This window comes from Epilithonimonas hominis (genome assembly GCF_003730015.1).
GTDB classification, from domain to species: Bacteria; Bacteroidota; Bacteroidia; order Flavobacteriales; family Weeksellaceae; genus Epilithonimonas; species Epilithonimonas hominis.
The window spans coordinates 1-16,117 of record NZ_RJTU01000037.1; the positions used below are offsets into that span (position 1 = coordinate 1).

Below are 16,117 nucleotides of genomic sequence, written 5' to 3' on the forward strand. Positions count from 1 at the left end.
TTAGTTTTTCAGTGGCCTCTAAAAAGTGTCTAACTTTTTGGGGGCAGTGCATACAATTGAGAGCTTTATAAGTTATATTGACAGTAAATTAATTTACCAATTCAGCATTATCAATAGAAGATTTTCCTGTTACTTTATCTTCTTTTTTCTTTCCTCTAAGGAAGTCATAAGCCGTAGCCGATGCAATGAAAATAGATGAGTAAGTACCAAATCCAATACCGATCAATAAGCAGAACATAAATCCTCTAAGGTTATCTCCACCAAAAATGAAAATAGCAAGAATTACCAAGATCGTAGTAAACGATGTGTTGAATGTTCTACCAATGGTGCTGGAGATGGAATCATCAAATAATCCGGCCAATGTAAGCGCTTTTTTCTCACGAAGATATTCCCTTATTCTATCGAAGATAATTACAGTATCGTTAATTGAATAACCGATAACGGTAAGAATCGCCGCAATGAAATCCTGGTTGATCTCCATATTGAAAGGCATAATCTTGTAGAACAATGAATAGATACCCAAAATAACAACCGTATCGTGGAAGAGACCTGCAACCGCTCCAAGAGAAAACTGCCATTTGTCAAACCTAACCAAGATATAGATAAAAATACCTAAAAGTGAAGCTGCAACCGCAAGCATACCGTGTGTAGTAATGTCATCCGCAACAGTTGGTCCCACTTTAGTTGAAGAAACAATTCCTGCGTGACCTTTGTCTGCCGCTTTGAAATCTGCAAGGCTCATATTGGCAGGCAAATCCTGCTTCAGACCATCATAAATTTTTTGTTCTACAGTCTGGTCAGCAGCCAGAGATTCATCATCAATTAAATAATCAGTTGTTATTTTTAGCTGAGAGCTATTACCAAATGTTTTAACTTCTACAGATTCATTCTTGCCATCTGCAGTTTTCATCAGCTTAGCAATATTACCTTCGATTTTCTCTGCATCTACCGGTTTTTCAAATCTGACAACATAGTTACGCCCGCCGGTAAAGTCGATTCCGAATTTGAAGCCGTTTAAAGCAATTGAACCAATTGAAATCACCATCAGAATTCCCGAAACTATGTAAGCATATTTTCTTTTCCCGATAAAATCGATCCAAGTATTTCTGAATAAATTTTTAGTTGGCGCAGTCCATACAGAAAGAGATCTTCCTTTTTCCAATCTATTAAAGATCATCACTCTGGAAAGTAGAACTGATGTAAATAATGTCATTACAAGACCAATCATTAATGTCACTGCAAAACCTTTGATAGGTCCTGTTCCAAAAATATATAGGATTAATGCCGTAATGAAAGTTGTAGCGTGACCATCAATGATCGCTGATATAGCGTGCTTGAAACCATCTTTGTAGGCTTCAATAATAGTTTTTCCACGGAATAACTCTTCTTTCGTTCGTTCATAGATGATAACGTTCGCATCCACAGCCATTGCCATTGATAATACGATACCAGCAATCCCCGGAAGTGTGAGTGTAGCATCTACAGAATCCATAATTCCGAAAATATAGAACAGGTTTATGACCATTGCGATAACTGCATAAACGCCCGCTCCTCCATAATAAAAAATGATATAAACAATGATTACTGCAAAAGCAATAAGGAAAGACATCACCCCATCATTGATAGATTCTGCACCCAAAGAAGGACCTACAACATCAGCCTGAACAATCTTTGCACCGGCAGGAAGTTTACCTGCACCCAGCACATCAACAAGATCTTTAGCTTCTTCCTGTGTAAAATTTCCTGAGATTTGTGTTCTTCCGTCCGGAATAACATTGTTAACCACTGGTGCTGTATAGACTCTGTTATCCAATGTAACAGCCACCACTTTTCCGTTGTTTTTCTCAGTCATTGTTTTCCAATCACGAGCACCGCTAGAATCCATTTGCATATCTACAACAATACGGCCTAACTGATCATAATTGATATTAGCAGATTCCACAGCGCCATCTACAGGTGCTTTTTGGCTGATATTCCCACGGATTGCATATAATACAAGACTGTTCGAAGTGTTTGTCTCTGGCTTGTATCCCCACATAAACTGAGTATATTTCAAATTTATTGGACGGGATTTTACAGCAATTGCGCTGTTCAGAATTTTATTAACTACAGCTGTATCAGCAAGCTTTACATTCGCAATTGCATTTCCAGGTGTAGTACCAAGCTGAAGAAGGTTGATGAAATTAGTAGTTTTAGCAACACCGATAGAATCTCCTTTTGTTTTTACAAGCTGGCTAAGTTCAGAAAGGTAAGGAAAAACTTCCTGTCCCACCTGCACTTCCCAAAACTGAAGCTTTGCGGAAGTTGCCAACATTTTCTTAACTCTGTCGATATCTTTGATACCAGGCATCTCTACAAGAATTCTTCCTGTACCAGGAACTCGCTGCACATTTGGCTGGGTAACACCCATTTTATCTATACGTGTTCTCAGAACCTCATAAGCCGTTCCTACAGATGCATCGATTTTTCTTCTGATGATATTCTTTACCTGGTCATCCGGTGTGTTGAATTTAATCTCAGAAAGATTAGTATTTCCGAATATCTCAGGATCTGCAAGTTTTAGGTTTGTACCCTTTTCTTTATTAACAATTTCGAACTGGTTGAAGAAATCCTCAATGTATTGCTTACTTGAGCTTTTCTGCGCCCGATCTGTTCTGTTAAGTGCTTCTATCAAAACGGGGTTTGTAGAATAATTACTAAGATCATTTACCAAATCTCTCTGGTTGATCTCTAATAATACGTTGATCCCACCTTTTAGGTCAAGACCAAGCTTCATCTCCTTTTGCTTTGCAGAGGCATAATCCAGTTTTGTAAACCCAAGATTAAGCGTGTCTTTAGAAAGCTTGTCAATTTCAGCCTGATATTTAATCTGATTTTCCCCGGCAATAGCTCTTGCTTCTTTTTCTATTTTATTGGCATAGAAAGAAGGCAGAAGCTCATTGAGACAAATCAGTCCAAGAACGATGGCAACCAGTGTAACGAGTCCTTTTCCTTGCATTTTCTTACGATATATATAAATTAAGTCGGCAAATATAATGATTTATAGTGGAAATAAGAATTTGAAAATGAGAAATATGAATATGCATTTTTTTTGGTATCTAAATTTATTTTTTTCTCACAAAATTTGATTAATCCTGACTTTATGAAACAAATTGACAGTGTAGTAGATTAAAGTATTAATAGTCATAATTTCAATATTTTCTGATATAATAGACGGCACTTCGTTTTGTCTAATAATCTTAACTTTGGTTCAAATTTTGAATTTCAAAAAATTATGAGAACTAAATATTTTATAGTTGCAGGCTTTGCAGCAGTTTCAGGCGCAGTAGTTACCAATTCTTGTATGGCAGTAGCAACATCTAGTATTGGTTTAACCATTATAAAAAATATTCTATTGGGAGGTATTTCCAAAGGTATGGCTACTTTAAAAGACAAAGAAGCTTTTATGAATAGTACATTGATAGATCAGGCTATACCATCTCAACTGAAAAGCATTAATAATACGTTACAATCTTTGGGTATGAGTAGTATTGTGCAAAAAGAAAAACAATACATCGCAGATGCTGCGTATTTTACGGCTAATATATCCGAACCAATATTAAACAACGCCGTAAATAGTTTGACGGCAGATGATGTTACAAGAATTGCACAAGGTGGTTCTGGTATGGCTACTCAAATTTTGAAAGAAAAGACACAATCCCAACTTATTGCAGCTATTACACCGACGGTAGATGCAAAACTAAATGAATTTGGTCTTGTAAATACGCTTAACAATGCTTTGAAAGGCACATCTATACTAGGAAGTCTATTTGGAAACCAAAGTCAGAATCTTGCAAGCAATGGCATTAGCCAACTGGCTTCTGAGCAGATTGTAAATGGTTTATTCAATGTCATTGGGAATTACGAACAGCAAAATGCCGACAAGATAAATCAGGCTTTTGGAACTCAAATTATAAAATAACAACAATCAATCATTTGAATTGGTAACAAAAATTAAGTTTGATTTTCATTCAAATTAGTTACATACATTTTCATAAAAAAGCCTTCCAGAACTTGTATCTGAAAGGCTTTTGTAATATTAATTTGAATTAAATTTTATTTTGTCCAAGTGATTCTTGTCGTTTTCACATCGTGAGAATTGGTTCCGATCATCACATCAAAATCTCCTGCTTCCCAATCGAATTTTAACTGACTGTTATAGAACTTCAAATCTTCCGGAGAAATTTTGAAAGTTACTTTTTTACTTTCCCCAGCCTTCAAATATATTTTTTGGAAACCTTTCAGTTCTTTAACTGGTCTTGTAATGCTTCCAACTAAATCTCTGATATAAAGCTGAACGACTTCCGCTCCGTCATATTTTCCATTATTAGTCAAAGTTACGGACGCTTCTATTGAAGTATTTCCGGAGGGTTTTGCATTGCTAACGGAGATTTCTGAGTAGCCAAAATTAGTATAACTCAAACCATATCCGAAAGGATAGAGCGGCGTGTTACACTCATCCAGATAATTGGAACGGAATTTATCAAACGTACATTTCTCTGTATGATCTGCACTAAGTGGACGACCTGTATTTTTTGCGTTATAATAAATTGGAATCTGACCAACACTTCTTGGGAAAGTCATCGGTAGTTTTGCGGAAGGATTCACTTTTCCGTAAAGCACGTCAGAAACTGCGTATCCAGCCATACTTCCTGGGAACCAAACATTCAGCATAGCATCTGCCAATTCCGACTCCTCTGTTAAAACTAATGGACGACCAGTAAATAGAACTAAAACAATTGGTTTTCCTATTTTTTTAAGTTCTCTCAACAATTCTTTTTGAGTTTCCGGAATTCCGATATCTGTTCTGGAACTAGATTCTCCGCTCATCTCGGCACTTTCTCCAATTGCCAAAACAATAATATCCGCTTTGCTTGCAACTTCTACAGCTTCTTTTCTGATTTGATCTGCAGAACGACTGTCTCTGCCTGCAGTTTTACCAAACATCGTCGCTCTTTCTTCCATTTTTGCAGATTCGTAAATGTTACTTCCTTTTGCAAAAATGAAGTTTACATCTTTACCAACAGTTTCTTTAAGACCTCTTAACAAAGAAATAGAATTAGAATGCTTCGCAGCAACACTCCAAGTTCCTGGCATATTCATCGCATTGTCTGCCAACGGACCAATTACAGCAACCGTTCCAGATTTTTTAAGCGGAAGAACTTGCTTGTCATTTTTCATCAAAACCATAGAATTTGAAGAAATAGTTCTTGCTGCTTCCAAATGTTTTGGACTGAATACTTCTTTCTGAGCTCTTTTGGAATCTGTATATTTATAAGGATCGTCGAAAAGACCAAGGTCATATTTAGCTTCCAAGATTCTTCTTGCAGCATCAGTAACCGTTTGTTCAGAAACTTTTCCTTCGGAGATTGATTTTTTCAAAGTTTTAAGGAAACCTTCGCCAACCATATCCATATCAACGCCAGCATTAATTGCTAAAGCCGAAACTTGTTGCAAATCGCCCATCCCGTGATCTACCATCTCATTGATTCCTGTGTAATCTGTTACCACAAAACCTTTAAACTTCCACTGATTTCTTAGAACATCTGTCATCAGCCATTTGTTTCCTGTTGCTGGAACACCATCCACTTCATTGAAAGAAGCCATTACTGAACCAACTCCAGCATCAATAGCTGCTTTGTAAGGTGGAAAATAATTGTTAAACATCGATACGTGGCTCATATCCACCGTGTTGTAATCTCGTCCGCCTTCTGGAGCGCCGTAAAGCGCGAAGTGTTTAAGACAAGCTAACATGGTGTTATTTTTTGAAAGGTCAGTTCCTTGATAACCAAAGACCATTGCTTTTGCAATCTCACTTCCTAAGTATGGGTCTTCCCCGGAACCTTCGGAAACTCTACCCCATCTTGGATCTCTTGAGATATCCGTCATTGGAGAGAAAGTCCAGTTGATTCCGTCTGCGGTAGATTCCTGAGCAGCAATCTGAGCCGATCTTTGGATCAAATTCATATCCCAAGAAGAAGCTAATCCTAACGGAATTGGGAAAGAAGTTTCATAACCGTGGATGACATCCATCCCGAAAATCATTGGGATTTTCAGACGGCTTTTTTCTACTGCTACTTTCTGAACAACACGAATTTTATCAACACCTTTGATGTTGAATAGACCTCCAACCAAGCCTTGCTCAATCTTTTTACCAATATCAGAACTCTGAGCTGTACCAGTCGTAAAATCTCCCGATGAAGGTAAATTCAGCTGACCTATTTTCTCGTCCAAAGTCATTTTGGAAATCAAATTATCGATGAAAGCTTTTTTCTTAGATTGGTATTTTTCAGTTTGAAAAGACTGAACTGGTTTGGTCACCAATTCCTGTGCAAGAAAATAGGGCGAAAGCGCCAATGCAGTTAGGATTACAAACTTTTTCATATGTAGTATTTATTTTTTTAAATTGTCATATGGAATCGCCTATCATTTATACTTGACTGTTTTTCAAAATTTCTAAAGGCGATTTCATTATATATATTATTTTTAATTTTTTATTTTACTGATTGTACAACCTATGGTACTAATCGGAGAAGTTTTAACACAAAGTGCACAAAGATTTTTTTATTGTATTGAAAATATTTTTAGGTTCACAAAGGCGCTATCGCTTATAAAAGCTAACTGTGATTTTCAATTATTATTAAATTAATTATTAATATTCATTTTTTTGAAAGATAACATCCATTCGTACAACTTAGGGTCAGAATAAGTAGAATCCCAAGAATTGTGATTGTCGTTCGGGAAAATCGTGAGTTCTGCTTTTGGATTGATTGGATGCAATTTTTGATAGAAGTTGAACGCATTTTCCGGAAGAACAACATCGTCCATTCCTCCGTGGAAAATCTTCAGGTTGATATCTTTGTAATTGTGAATATTCGCATACATTACCCGATCTGTTGGAGCACAGACTGATGCTACTGCGGCAAACATTTCGGGATGTTCTCCTGCCAATTTCAAAGTTCCCCAACCGCCCATTGATAATCCGGTGAGGTAGATTCTGTCTTTGTCGATTTTGTACTTTTCTGAGATTTCTTTGATGAGGAAATAAACCGCATCTGTATCCCACCAAGTATTTGCCGGACACTGAGGCGCCAAAATAGCAACAGGTTCTTTGATCAAATCTTTGTGTTGAAGAACGCCGTTTAGTTTTACTTTTTCCAAATCATTGCCTCTTTCACCAGAGCCGTGAAGGAAAACAATCAAAGGCAGTTTTGTTTTTGGATTTTGTGGAATATCCAGAAGGTAAGATAGCTTTTTCTGAATTTTAACTTCTTTATTAAACTCGGATTTGATTTCCTGTGCGTTGGAAAATGTTGAAAATCCTAAAAGTAAAAGTGGAAGATATTTTAATTTTAAGGTCATAATAAGTAGATAAAATAAAATAGAATAAAGATAAAAGACTTACAATAATCTGTTTTTTTATTAAAAACAAATACATTAATCAATTATTATTATTACTCGTTTTGTTACACATACTTTGTGATTAAAGATACAAAATGTTAATTTGTATGCCTAAGTTTATAATTATGCTGAATCCCATAGCCCCGATAGGAACGGCATCCTTTTTTGTTATTGCGCTGATTAGTTCCTAAAGATTGCTTCACGTTGTTCGCAATGACAAAAAAGATATAGTGGATAGCGGGATTAAGCTCCTAAAAAATATTTATTAAATCAAAATGAGACAATAAATATCTTGTGCTAAAGATAATACTTTTTGCTAATCTATCTTATGCTTTTCTGATTTGAATCCGATTTTTTTCAAACCGGCTCTGATATCAGGCGCATTCATAAACAAATCCCACAACAGTCCTGTGCGGTAATTCTCTATCATCGGCGCGATAGTTCCCTGATCGATAGCGAGATAGCGAGGCGTAGTCCAATCGTTAAAATTGATGGAAGTTGCATCGTAAGGTCCGGCTTCTCCAATAAAATTTGGTTTTTCATCATACAAAAACCTTAAAACAGCCATCGATTCTTTTGGTGTGTAGGGCATAGAACTCAACGCAGCCGTCGGAGTAATTACACCCAAATCTTCTTTCATAGGTTGATGTGCCGCATAACCAACGGAACCGTCTTTGTTCCTTGAATAGCTAGCCGTCAGTCCCCAATATTTCTCAGAATAACCTTTGTAATTCAATGGATTTTCTACGCAATATTTGTAATCTATGAGAACGTGATTTCTGTTTAAATCCCAGTAACTTTTTACATATCTGTCGGAAAGTCCTCTTGGATCCAAACCTAAATAGGAATATTGTGACCAGAATAGTGGACCACCAAATTCTTCTGCATTGTTGTGTTTTACACAAAGTGGTAATCCGTATTTTGTGCGGTCTGTTGTGTAGGTTCCGTTTCTTGACCAGCCTTTGTTATAGGTTGCGGAATCGATGGAATAATCCGCTGATGCTGCGGCTAAAACGTAGGTTATGAGGCATTCGTTATAGCCTTGTAGTGGGAAATTCATTTCCCAGCCATAAGATGGAGACCAATGCCAGTACAGTACTTTTTCGCCACCTTTTGTGTACCAGTTCCATTCTACACCTTTCCAGAGTTTGTCCATTTTTGCAGCGAGTGCTTTTTCTTCTGCATTTCCGTTTTTGAAATATTCGCGAACACAGATAATTCCTTGAGTAAGAAAGGCAGTTTCTACCAAATCTCCGCCATTATCTTTTTTTCCAAACGGAACTACTTTTCCTGTTTCACCATTAATCCAATGCGACCAAGCGCCGTGGAAACGGTCTGCTTTTTCCAAGAAATCCGCAATATGAGTCAGCCTTTTTACAGCTTCCTGGCGAGGAATGAATTTTCTATCGACACCAACTAAAATCGTCATCAAACCAAATCCTGACCCTCCGGTTGTAATCACATGTTTGTCATTATCCGGATAGATATTGTCTTCGTGATAGCGTTCTCTTCCTAATAATGAATGGGGTTCTGCAAAGTCCCAAAAATATTTTAGGGCATCGCTTTGGACTTTGTCCATGAGTTGATTATCTGAAATATTTTTTGATACTGAATTAGCTTCATTGGATTTTGCAGACTGTGCATTTTGACAAGCTACTAAAGCCGTAACTGATAAGATTGATATGGCGAGTAGGTTTTTCATTGATAATTATTTTGTAATAAAAATATAAAAAGAGGAGAAATAACTCTCCTCTTTATAACTATTTAAATATTAATATACTTTAATTGTAGCCAGGATTCTGTGTTAGTATACCCTTGCTATCAGTAATAGCTTGTAAAGGAATTGGAAACAATTCATTTTTACCTGTTTTAAATCCTAACGGTCCCAAATAAGTAGCAGCCTGTCCTGTTCTTACAAGATCTGGAAATCTATCCATTTCCATTGCCAACTCTACTCTTCTTTCCTGCCAAATAGCAAGCCTTAGAGCAGATTGTGTACTTGCAGGAGTATCACCTAACCCAGCTCTATGTCTCACCTTGTTTACATTAGTAATAGCAACTGACGTATTGCCTAATTCGTTTGCTGCTTCTGCATTAATTAGCAGAATGTCTACAAATCTCAATATTCTTATATTTTGGATAGATCCATATCCGCATGCATTGTTGTTAAGTGATGTTGGAACATAAACTTTCTGATTCCAACTATTACCTGCTTGCGGATCTCCTTTCTTGATAAGGTCGCCTTCTAATGTTGTTTCGCCCTCCCTTAAAATAGATAATTCTTTTCTAATATCACCTGGTTCAAATGCATTTTCCAATGCCTGTGTTGGAGTAAAAAACCCCCATCCAAACTGATTTCTAACACCCTGAACTTCAGCATATTGGCTACCTCCAAATTCTGCTGAACACTGACAATTGACTTCAAAAACAGATTCTGTTCCAAATTCTCCGGCTGGTCTAAAAAGATGATTAAAATCCGGATCAAGGCTATATCCCATAGCTATCACCTGATTTGATGTATCATAGGCTTTTTGATAATCTTTCATATAAAGATAGACCTTAGAAAGAAGCCCCAATGCTCCACCTTTGGTAACCCGACCTAAATCTGAAATCGGATAAGTTTGTGGCAAAACTTCAGATGCTTCGGTTAAATCTTTTACAATAAAAGCATATACCTCATTAGCTGTATTACGTGGCTGAACATAATTTGATTGTAAGCCATCAAAAATAGGAACGCCCCCAAAAATCCTAACTAAATTAAAATAAAAATATGCTCTCAACATTTTAGCTTCTGCTACTAATCTGCTTTTTAGAGCATTATCCATTTCAATTTTAGGAACATTAGTGATAACTTGATTAGTTCGTTGAACTGCCTGCCATTGACCTGTCCAATAGCCATTTATACCATCATCACTTATTGTGAAAGAAAAGTTATCGTAGGCATTGATAAAAGATGCATCTCCAGGATTAGATCCTTTTTCTACATCATCACCTGTTACCCCAAATACATATTGTGCAGGAAAACCTGAATTCTCCCAACTTCTTAAAAAGCTATAGATCGCATTTGTAGCTTTCATAGCATCTTCTTGTGTTTTAAAAAATTCTGTACCTGTAGTTACACCTTCTTGCTTAATATCTACAAAATCATCACTACAATTTATAGTTAAAGAAAGTAATGAGAGCGTTAAAAGTATTTTTTTCATGATTTTTTTAATTAAAATGTTAAATTCATACCCATTGTATAAATTGCAGATATAGGATAAATATTATTATCAATACCCATTTGTACCCTATCAGTATTCATAATTTCAGGAGAAAATCCATTATACTTGAAACTTGTCCAAGGGTTTTGTGCACTCAAATAAATTCTAAGTTTTTTAACAGATAAAGAATCAGCTACCGCTTTTGGTAATGAATATCCTATTTGAATATTTCGAATTCTAAAATAGCTGCCATCTTCCACATAGAAACTATTTGGTAAAATTATGGATTGATTAGATGTAATCATAGAATAGGTATTAGATGTTCCTGCTCCGTGCCATCTGTTATTATACATATCAAGATCCCAACTTTCGTTTCCATAACGTTGTTCTCTGTTGTAATTATAAATTTTATTACCAAAAACCCCTTGAAAATCAATACCAAAATCGATTGAGTGAATATTTAGATTAAATCCGAAACCGTATGTTCCTTTTGGGATGGGACTACCTAAAAAAGTTTTATCTCTTGTATCGATGATACCATTACCATCCATATCTGCAAACTTAAACCACCCTGCTTTTGCTCCATTTTGGCCAGATGCAGCAGCTTCTGCATCAGTTTGGAATACTCCGTCAACCTGATAACCGTAATAAGATCCTACAGCTTGACCTGTCTGTAGTCTAACGATTGAGTTTCCGAATAAGCTAGCTCCAGTTTCAAGAAATGAACCACCATAAACATCTGTTATTTTATTATTAAGTGATGTAAAATTACCATAGAAACCAAGTTTTATATTTTCATTAATATCCGTGTTATAATTTGCCGATATTTCAAAACCTTTATTTCTAAAAGAATATGCATTAGTAACAAAATCCCTTGGATTGCTTGCTCCTGAAATTGTTCCTTGGAAAATTCCATAAACTATATCTTTTGATTCTTTATCGTAGTATGTACCTTCTACTTTTAACTTATTGTCTAAAAATGCCATTTCTAGACCGACATCTGAACCTGCAGTCGTTTCCCAACCGATAGTAGGATCAATAACTCTATCAATAGTTGCTGCAGGATAACCATTATTACCATAATATGCACCACCACCAATGATAGTTACATTCTGAGTATAATCCCGTCTCACATTTGGATTACCAAGTTTACCCCAGCTTGCTCTTAGTTTTAATAAATTAAAAACATTCTGCTCACTCATAAAGCCTTCTTTTGAAATTACCCATCCAATGCTTATAGCTGGAAAAGTTTTATATCTATCTGTTGACACTTGAGAAGTTGCATCTCTACGAATTGAAGCATTCAAAAGGTATTTACCAGCATAGTCATAATTAATTCTTCCAAAGAAAGACTCAATTCTTTTTTGATCTTGTGTTACATCAGGATTTGTTCTTGTATCAGTATAATTAAGAACATCTGTACCATTTCCTATATTCAATGATCCGTTTGTACCATCATAAACAACATTTTTAGATGACCAATAATCTTCAGATCTTGAATCTCTAATTCTTGAAAAACCAGCTAATAACTCTAAATTATGATTACCTAAGCTTTTTTTCCAGTTAATTGTGTTGTCCCAAACATAATTTCTATATCTATTAGTTCTAGTAACTAGGTTGGAAATAGACGCAGTTGGGGTATAAGTGATAGCCGGCGTATATTCGTACTGTATAGGTGTATAGTTATCACTAGTATAGCTTATTCTAAATGTAAAATCCTTTAAAAATTTTAATTCCCCCCAAATATTATTCAATAGCCTTTCTTGCCTAATTTGAGATCTATAAAGATCTAATTGTGCTCTAGGGTTCGTTATAGAATAACCGTTAAAATACTGATAACTTCCTGTTGCTGGATTAATTGCAGGAAACAATGGAGGCGCTATGAATGCATTTAATAGTGGGTTTTGAGCAACATCAGTACGCATTTTGGAAAAAGAAAAATTATCTCCAATAGTAATATTGTCTGTGATCTTATAGCTCAGATTTAATTTTGTATTAAATCTATTAAAACCACTTCCAGAATTTATGCCTTTACCGGCAGCCAGATTACCCTCATCCTGGAGATATCCAACACTTCCATAATAATTTAATTTACCTAGACTTCCTGAGGCAGAAAAATCGTTGGAATTGATAATACTTGTGCGGAAAATTTCTTTAAACCAGTTTGTATCAGCAGGAAAGTCTGCTCTGGAAATTGATCCAGCACTACTACCATTATCATTTAGTAATTTTTCATTATACAACTCTATATATTGATCCGAGTTAACCATTTTTGGAATATTTGTAACTGTTTTAACACCTAAATAAGAATTCAGGTTAAAAACAGGTTTTCCCTTTCCATTTTTAGTTTTAATGATAACGGCTCCATTAGCGGCCTTAGCCCCAAAAATAGCTAAACTCGATGGATCTTTCAAAACACTCATGGACTCAATATCCTGAGGATTAAGGAAAGAAATATCTTCAGTAAGCATTCCATCTACTATAAATACAGTATTTCCAGACAATGAACCAATTCCTCTAATATCCACTCTTGGAGATCCTCCCGGTGTACCGGAAGTTACCACATTAACACCAGCTAACTTGCCCTGAACAGAATTTAGCGGATTAGCATTAGGTTTATCTGCCAAATCTTTGGCACTGATAATACCAATACTTCCTGTCACATTCTCTTTCTTCTGTGTGCCATATCCAATCACAACAACTTCTTCGATTTTGTTCTCTTTTGTAACAGTATCTTGTGTGGATTGTGCATGCAAATCACCGCCAAAGTACAGTGCGGCAATCAGCAATGGTAATTTAACATAATTTTTTCTCATAATAATCTTATGTATTATTTTCTTATTTTCCGAATATAAATATTTTTATTAACACATTGTTAATTTTTATTAATATTTGTATTTGTTTGATATTCAAATATTTAAACAAAAAAATAAATCAATTATTGTATGAATATTCAAAAAAATAATCCCCAAATTTTGGCTCAATAGTTGTTTAATTAACATAATAAACAATTAATAACTCCTAATGAGTAATTAATATTTAAACCACTAAAATTCAAAATATGGAAACAAACAGGCTATCAGTTAATATGCAAAATGCATTAATCAAACAAATGACGAAAGAAGCGCACGCTTCCCAAATATTTTTATCATACGGCTGCTGGGCAGATGTAAAAGGTTACGGCGGAATTGCTAATTTCCTGTACAGACACTCTCAGGAAGAGAGAAATCACATGATCAAGTTTATGCGTTATATCTTGGACAGAGGTGGTGAAGCAAAAGTAGAAGCTATTCCTGCACCACCAGAAAATCCTCAAAACTTAACAGATTGCTTTAATAAAGTTTTCCAGCACGAGGTAGAAAACACCACCTCTATTTATAACATTGTAGATATAGCCTTACAGGAAAAAGACTGGGCTACGTGGAATTTCTTGCAATGGTTTGTAAAAGAACAGACAGAAGAAGAAAAACTAGCTCTGGAATTAATCGATAAATTAAAAATAGCAGGCGGTGACAAGGCTTCTGATGAATCTCTCTTTACATTAGATAAATCTCTAGAAGCTACACCAGATGAAGTTTCTTTACCACAGGAAGCTACAGCAGAAAATCCTTCTTAAGAAAAATAATATCACTAACTTTGGTCTCCGTTTTTTACGGAGATTTTTTTATTAATCAAAGACTTAAAATTAGATGGCAGATATTATAGATAGCAATCACGCAAATCCCGAAGAGTTTTATAAATCATTGAAAGATAAACTGGAAGAACAACATAACTTTCCGGAAGAATACCTCTTCAAATTCATTGTGACAAGTGATCCTGAGAAAATTACAGAAATCCTAAGAGCTTTCGATAATTTGAAATATACTTTATCCAACAAAGAAAGCTCCACAGGAAAATACACTTCCGTTTCTATTGATTGTTTTGTATTGGATGCAGACCAAGTTATCAGCATTTATAAAAAAGTAGCAACCATCGAAGGTGTTATGATGTTGTAATTTTTGGTTTGAATGTTGTATTTTAAAATCAAATTTAAGCTTATGAAAAAATCATTTTTTAGATTTCTGAATAAAATAAATCTTGCTATTTTACCCAAATACAGCAAAAGAGATTTCACAAAATTAAATCAATTTCAAAAAGCTATTTTTGGTTATAGATATTTTATTTTAATCAATTCATTAGACTAACAAATCATCAATTTAAAATAAAAATAAAGCGTTCAAAATAATTTGAACGCTTTATTTTTATTTTATGATTAATTCAATTAAGAATTTTCAAGAATATAACTAAACATCAATGGTGCACAGATGGTTGCGTCACTTTCCACAATATATTTTGGAGTCGTAATATCTAATTTACCCCAAGTGATTTTCTCATTCGGAACGGCTCCGGAATAGGAACCGTAAGATGTTGTAGAATCAGAAATCTGACAGAAATAACTCCAGAAAGGAATATCGTGCATTTCCATATCTTGATAAAGCATTGGAACCACACAGATTGGGAAATCACCAGCGATTCCACCGCCCACTTGGAAGAAACCAACGCCTTTTCCACCTGAGTTTTTCGTGTACCAATCAGCCAAATAAGCCATATACTCGATTCCCGATTTCATTGTAGAGAATTTCAGATCTCCTTTTATACAATAAGATGCGAAAATATTACCCATTGTAGAATCTTCCCATCCCGGAACCACGATTGGCAAATTCTTCTCTGCTGCTGCAATCATCCAAGAATTTTCTCTTGGGATCTCATAATACTGCTCGAGAACACCGGAGAGAATCATTTTGTACATATATTCGTGTGGGAAATAACGCTCTCCCTTATCATCCGCATCTTTCCAAATCTCGTAGATATGTTTTTGCAATCTTCTAAACGCTTCTTCCTCCGGGATACAAGTATCTGTTACTCTGTTCAGACCTCGTTCCAAAAGTGCCCACTCTTCTTGTGGCGTAAGATCTCTGTAATGCGGAACTCTTTCGTAGTGAGAATGCGCTACAAGATTCATCAAATCTTCTTCAAGGTTTGCACCTGTACAAGAAATAAAATCGACCTTATCCTGACGAATCATCTCTGCCAAGATTTTTCCTAATTCTGCGGTTGACATTGCACCTGCAAGCGTAATCATCATTTTACCGCCATCTTTAAGATGTGCAACATATCCTTTAGAAGCATCTACCAACGCAGCCGCATTGAAGTGCAAATAATATTTTTCTATGAACTCAGTTATCGGTTTGCTCATTTTATTTAAGATTTTTGCAAAGATAAGGATTTGTTTGGATGTCGAAACTCTAGCAATTGATACATTTAGCTAAATTATTTGGGCAGCTTTATCCGTCTTCCGCTCCCAATCTTTCCACTTCACTTCGTTGCGTAAAAAGGATTTCCACTCAAGTCGGGCTGCAAGTTACACCATAGATTCATCTTCTGTCATTAAATAGGATTAATAACATTCTAACAAATATTTCATTTTGAAGCTA

Annotated in this window: 10 protein-coding genes; 3 read left to right on the forward strand and 7 right to left on the reverse strand. The window is 35.5% G+C overall.

Annotated features, from left to right (window positions below; translation table 11 throughout):
• Positions 1-88 precede the first annotated feature (88 nt).
• Entirely contained in the window at positions 89-2,998 is a 2,910-nt protein-coding gene (secD, locus tag EGH73_RS05675) for a protein translocase subunit SecD (RefSeq protein ID WP_123281052.1), read from the reverse strand.
• Between the two features lie 276 nt (positions 2,999-3,274).
• Between secD and EGH73_RS05680 the strand changes: the two genes are divergently transcribed.
• Positions 3,275-3,961 (forward strand): DUF4197 family protein, encoded by a 687-nt coding sequence (locus tag EGH73_RS05680; protein ID WP_089770281.1) that lies wholly within the window; start codon positions 3,275-3,277, stop codon positions 3,959-3,961.
• Between the two features lie 134 nt (positions 3,962-4,095).
• Here EGH73_RS05680 and bglX read toward each other — a convergent pair whose 3' ends face one another.
• The 5 genes from bglX to EGH73_RS05705 all read right to left on the reverse strand — a co-directional run bounded on the left by bglX (position 4,096) and on the right by EGH73_RS05705 (position 13,459).
• On the reverse strand, positions 4,096-6,423 hold the full coding sequence (bglX, locus tag EGH73_RS05685; RefSeq protein ID WP_123281053.1) for a beta-glucosidase BglX: 2,328 nt from the start codon (positions 6,421-6,423) through the stop codon (positions 4,096-4,098).
• 261 nt (positions 6,424-6,684) lie between these two features.
• The gene (locus tag EGH73_RS05690; RefSeq protein ID WP_123281054.1) at positions 6,685-7,401 is read right to left on the reverse strand and encodes a carboxylesterase family protein; all 717 of its coding nucleotides are present in this window, start codon (positions 7,399-7,401) and stop codon (positions 6,685-6,687) included.
• Between the two features lie 355 nt (positions 7,402-7,756).
• Positions 7,757-9,142: a glucoamylase family protein gene (locus tag EGH73_RS05695; RefSeq protein ID WP_123281055.1), complete on the reverse strand. Its 1,386-nt coding sequence runs from the start codon at positions 9,140-9,142 to the stop codon at positions 7,757-7,759.
• 79 nt (positions 9,143-9,221) lie between these two features.
• A complete protein-coding gene (locus tag EGH73_RS05700) occupies positions 9,222-10,643 on the reverse strand; it encodes a RagB/SusD family nutrient uptake outer membrane protein (RefSeq protein ID WP_123281056.1) in 1,422 nt (473 codons plus the stop codon).
• An 11-nt stretch (positions 10,644-10,654) separates the two neighbouring features.
• Complete coding sequence (locus tag EGH73_RS05705) at positions 10,655-13,459, reverse strand: SusC/RagA family TonB-linked outer membrane protein (RefSeq protein ID WP_123281057.1); 2,805 nt, start codon at positions 13,457-13,459, stop codon at positions 10,655-10,657.
• Between the two features lie 245 nt (positions 13,460-13,704).
• Here EGH73_RS05705 and EGH73_RS05710 point away from each other — a divergent pair, with 245 nt between their 5' ends.
• Together EGH73_RS05710 and EGH73_RS05715 are read left to right on the forward strand one after the other, a co-directional pair.
• The gene (locus tag EGH73_RS05710) at positions 13,705-14,259 is read left to right on the forward strand and encodes a ferritin (RefSeq protein WP_123281058.1); all 555 of its coding nucleotides are present in this window, start codon (positions 13,705-13,707) and stop codon (positions 14,257-14,259) included.
• Positions 14,260-14,332: 73 nt separating this feature from the next.
• The gene (locus EGH73_RS05715) at positions 14,333-14,638 is read left to right on the forward strand and encodes a DUF493 domain-containing protein (RefSeq protein ID WP_123281059.1); all 306 of its coding nucleotides are present in this window, start codon (positions 14,333-14,335) and stop codon (positions 14,636-14,638) included.
• A 266-nt stretch (positions 14,639-14,904) separates the two neighbouring features.
• On the opposite strand, the gene EGH73_RS05720 is transcribed toward EGH73_RS05715, so the two are convergent.
• Positions 14,905-15,879, reverse strand: a complete 975-nt coding sequence (locus EGH73_RS05720; RefSeq protein ID WP_089770272.1) for a deoxyhypusine synthase family protein — start codon at positions 15,877-15,879, stop codon at positions 14,905-14,907.
• Positions 15,880-16,117 lie beyond the last annotated feature (238 nt).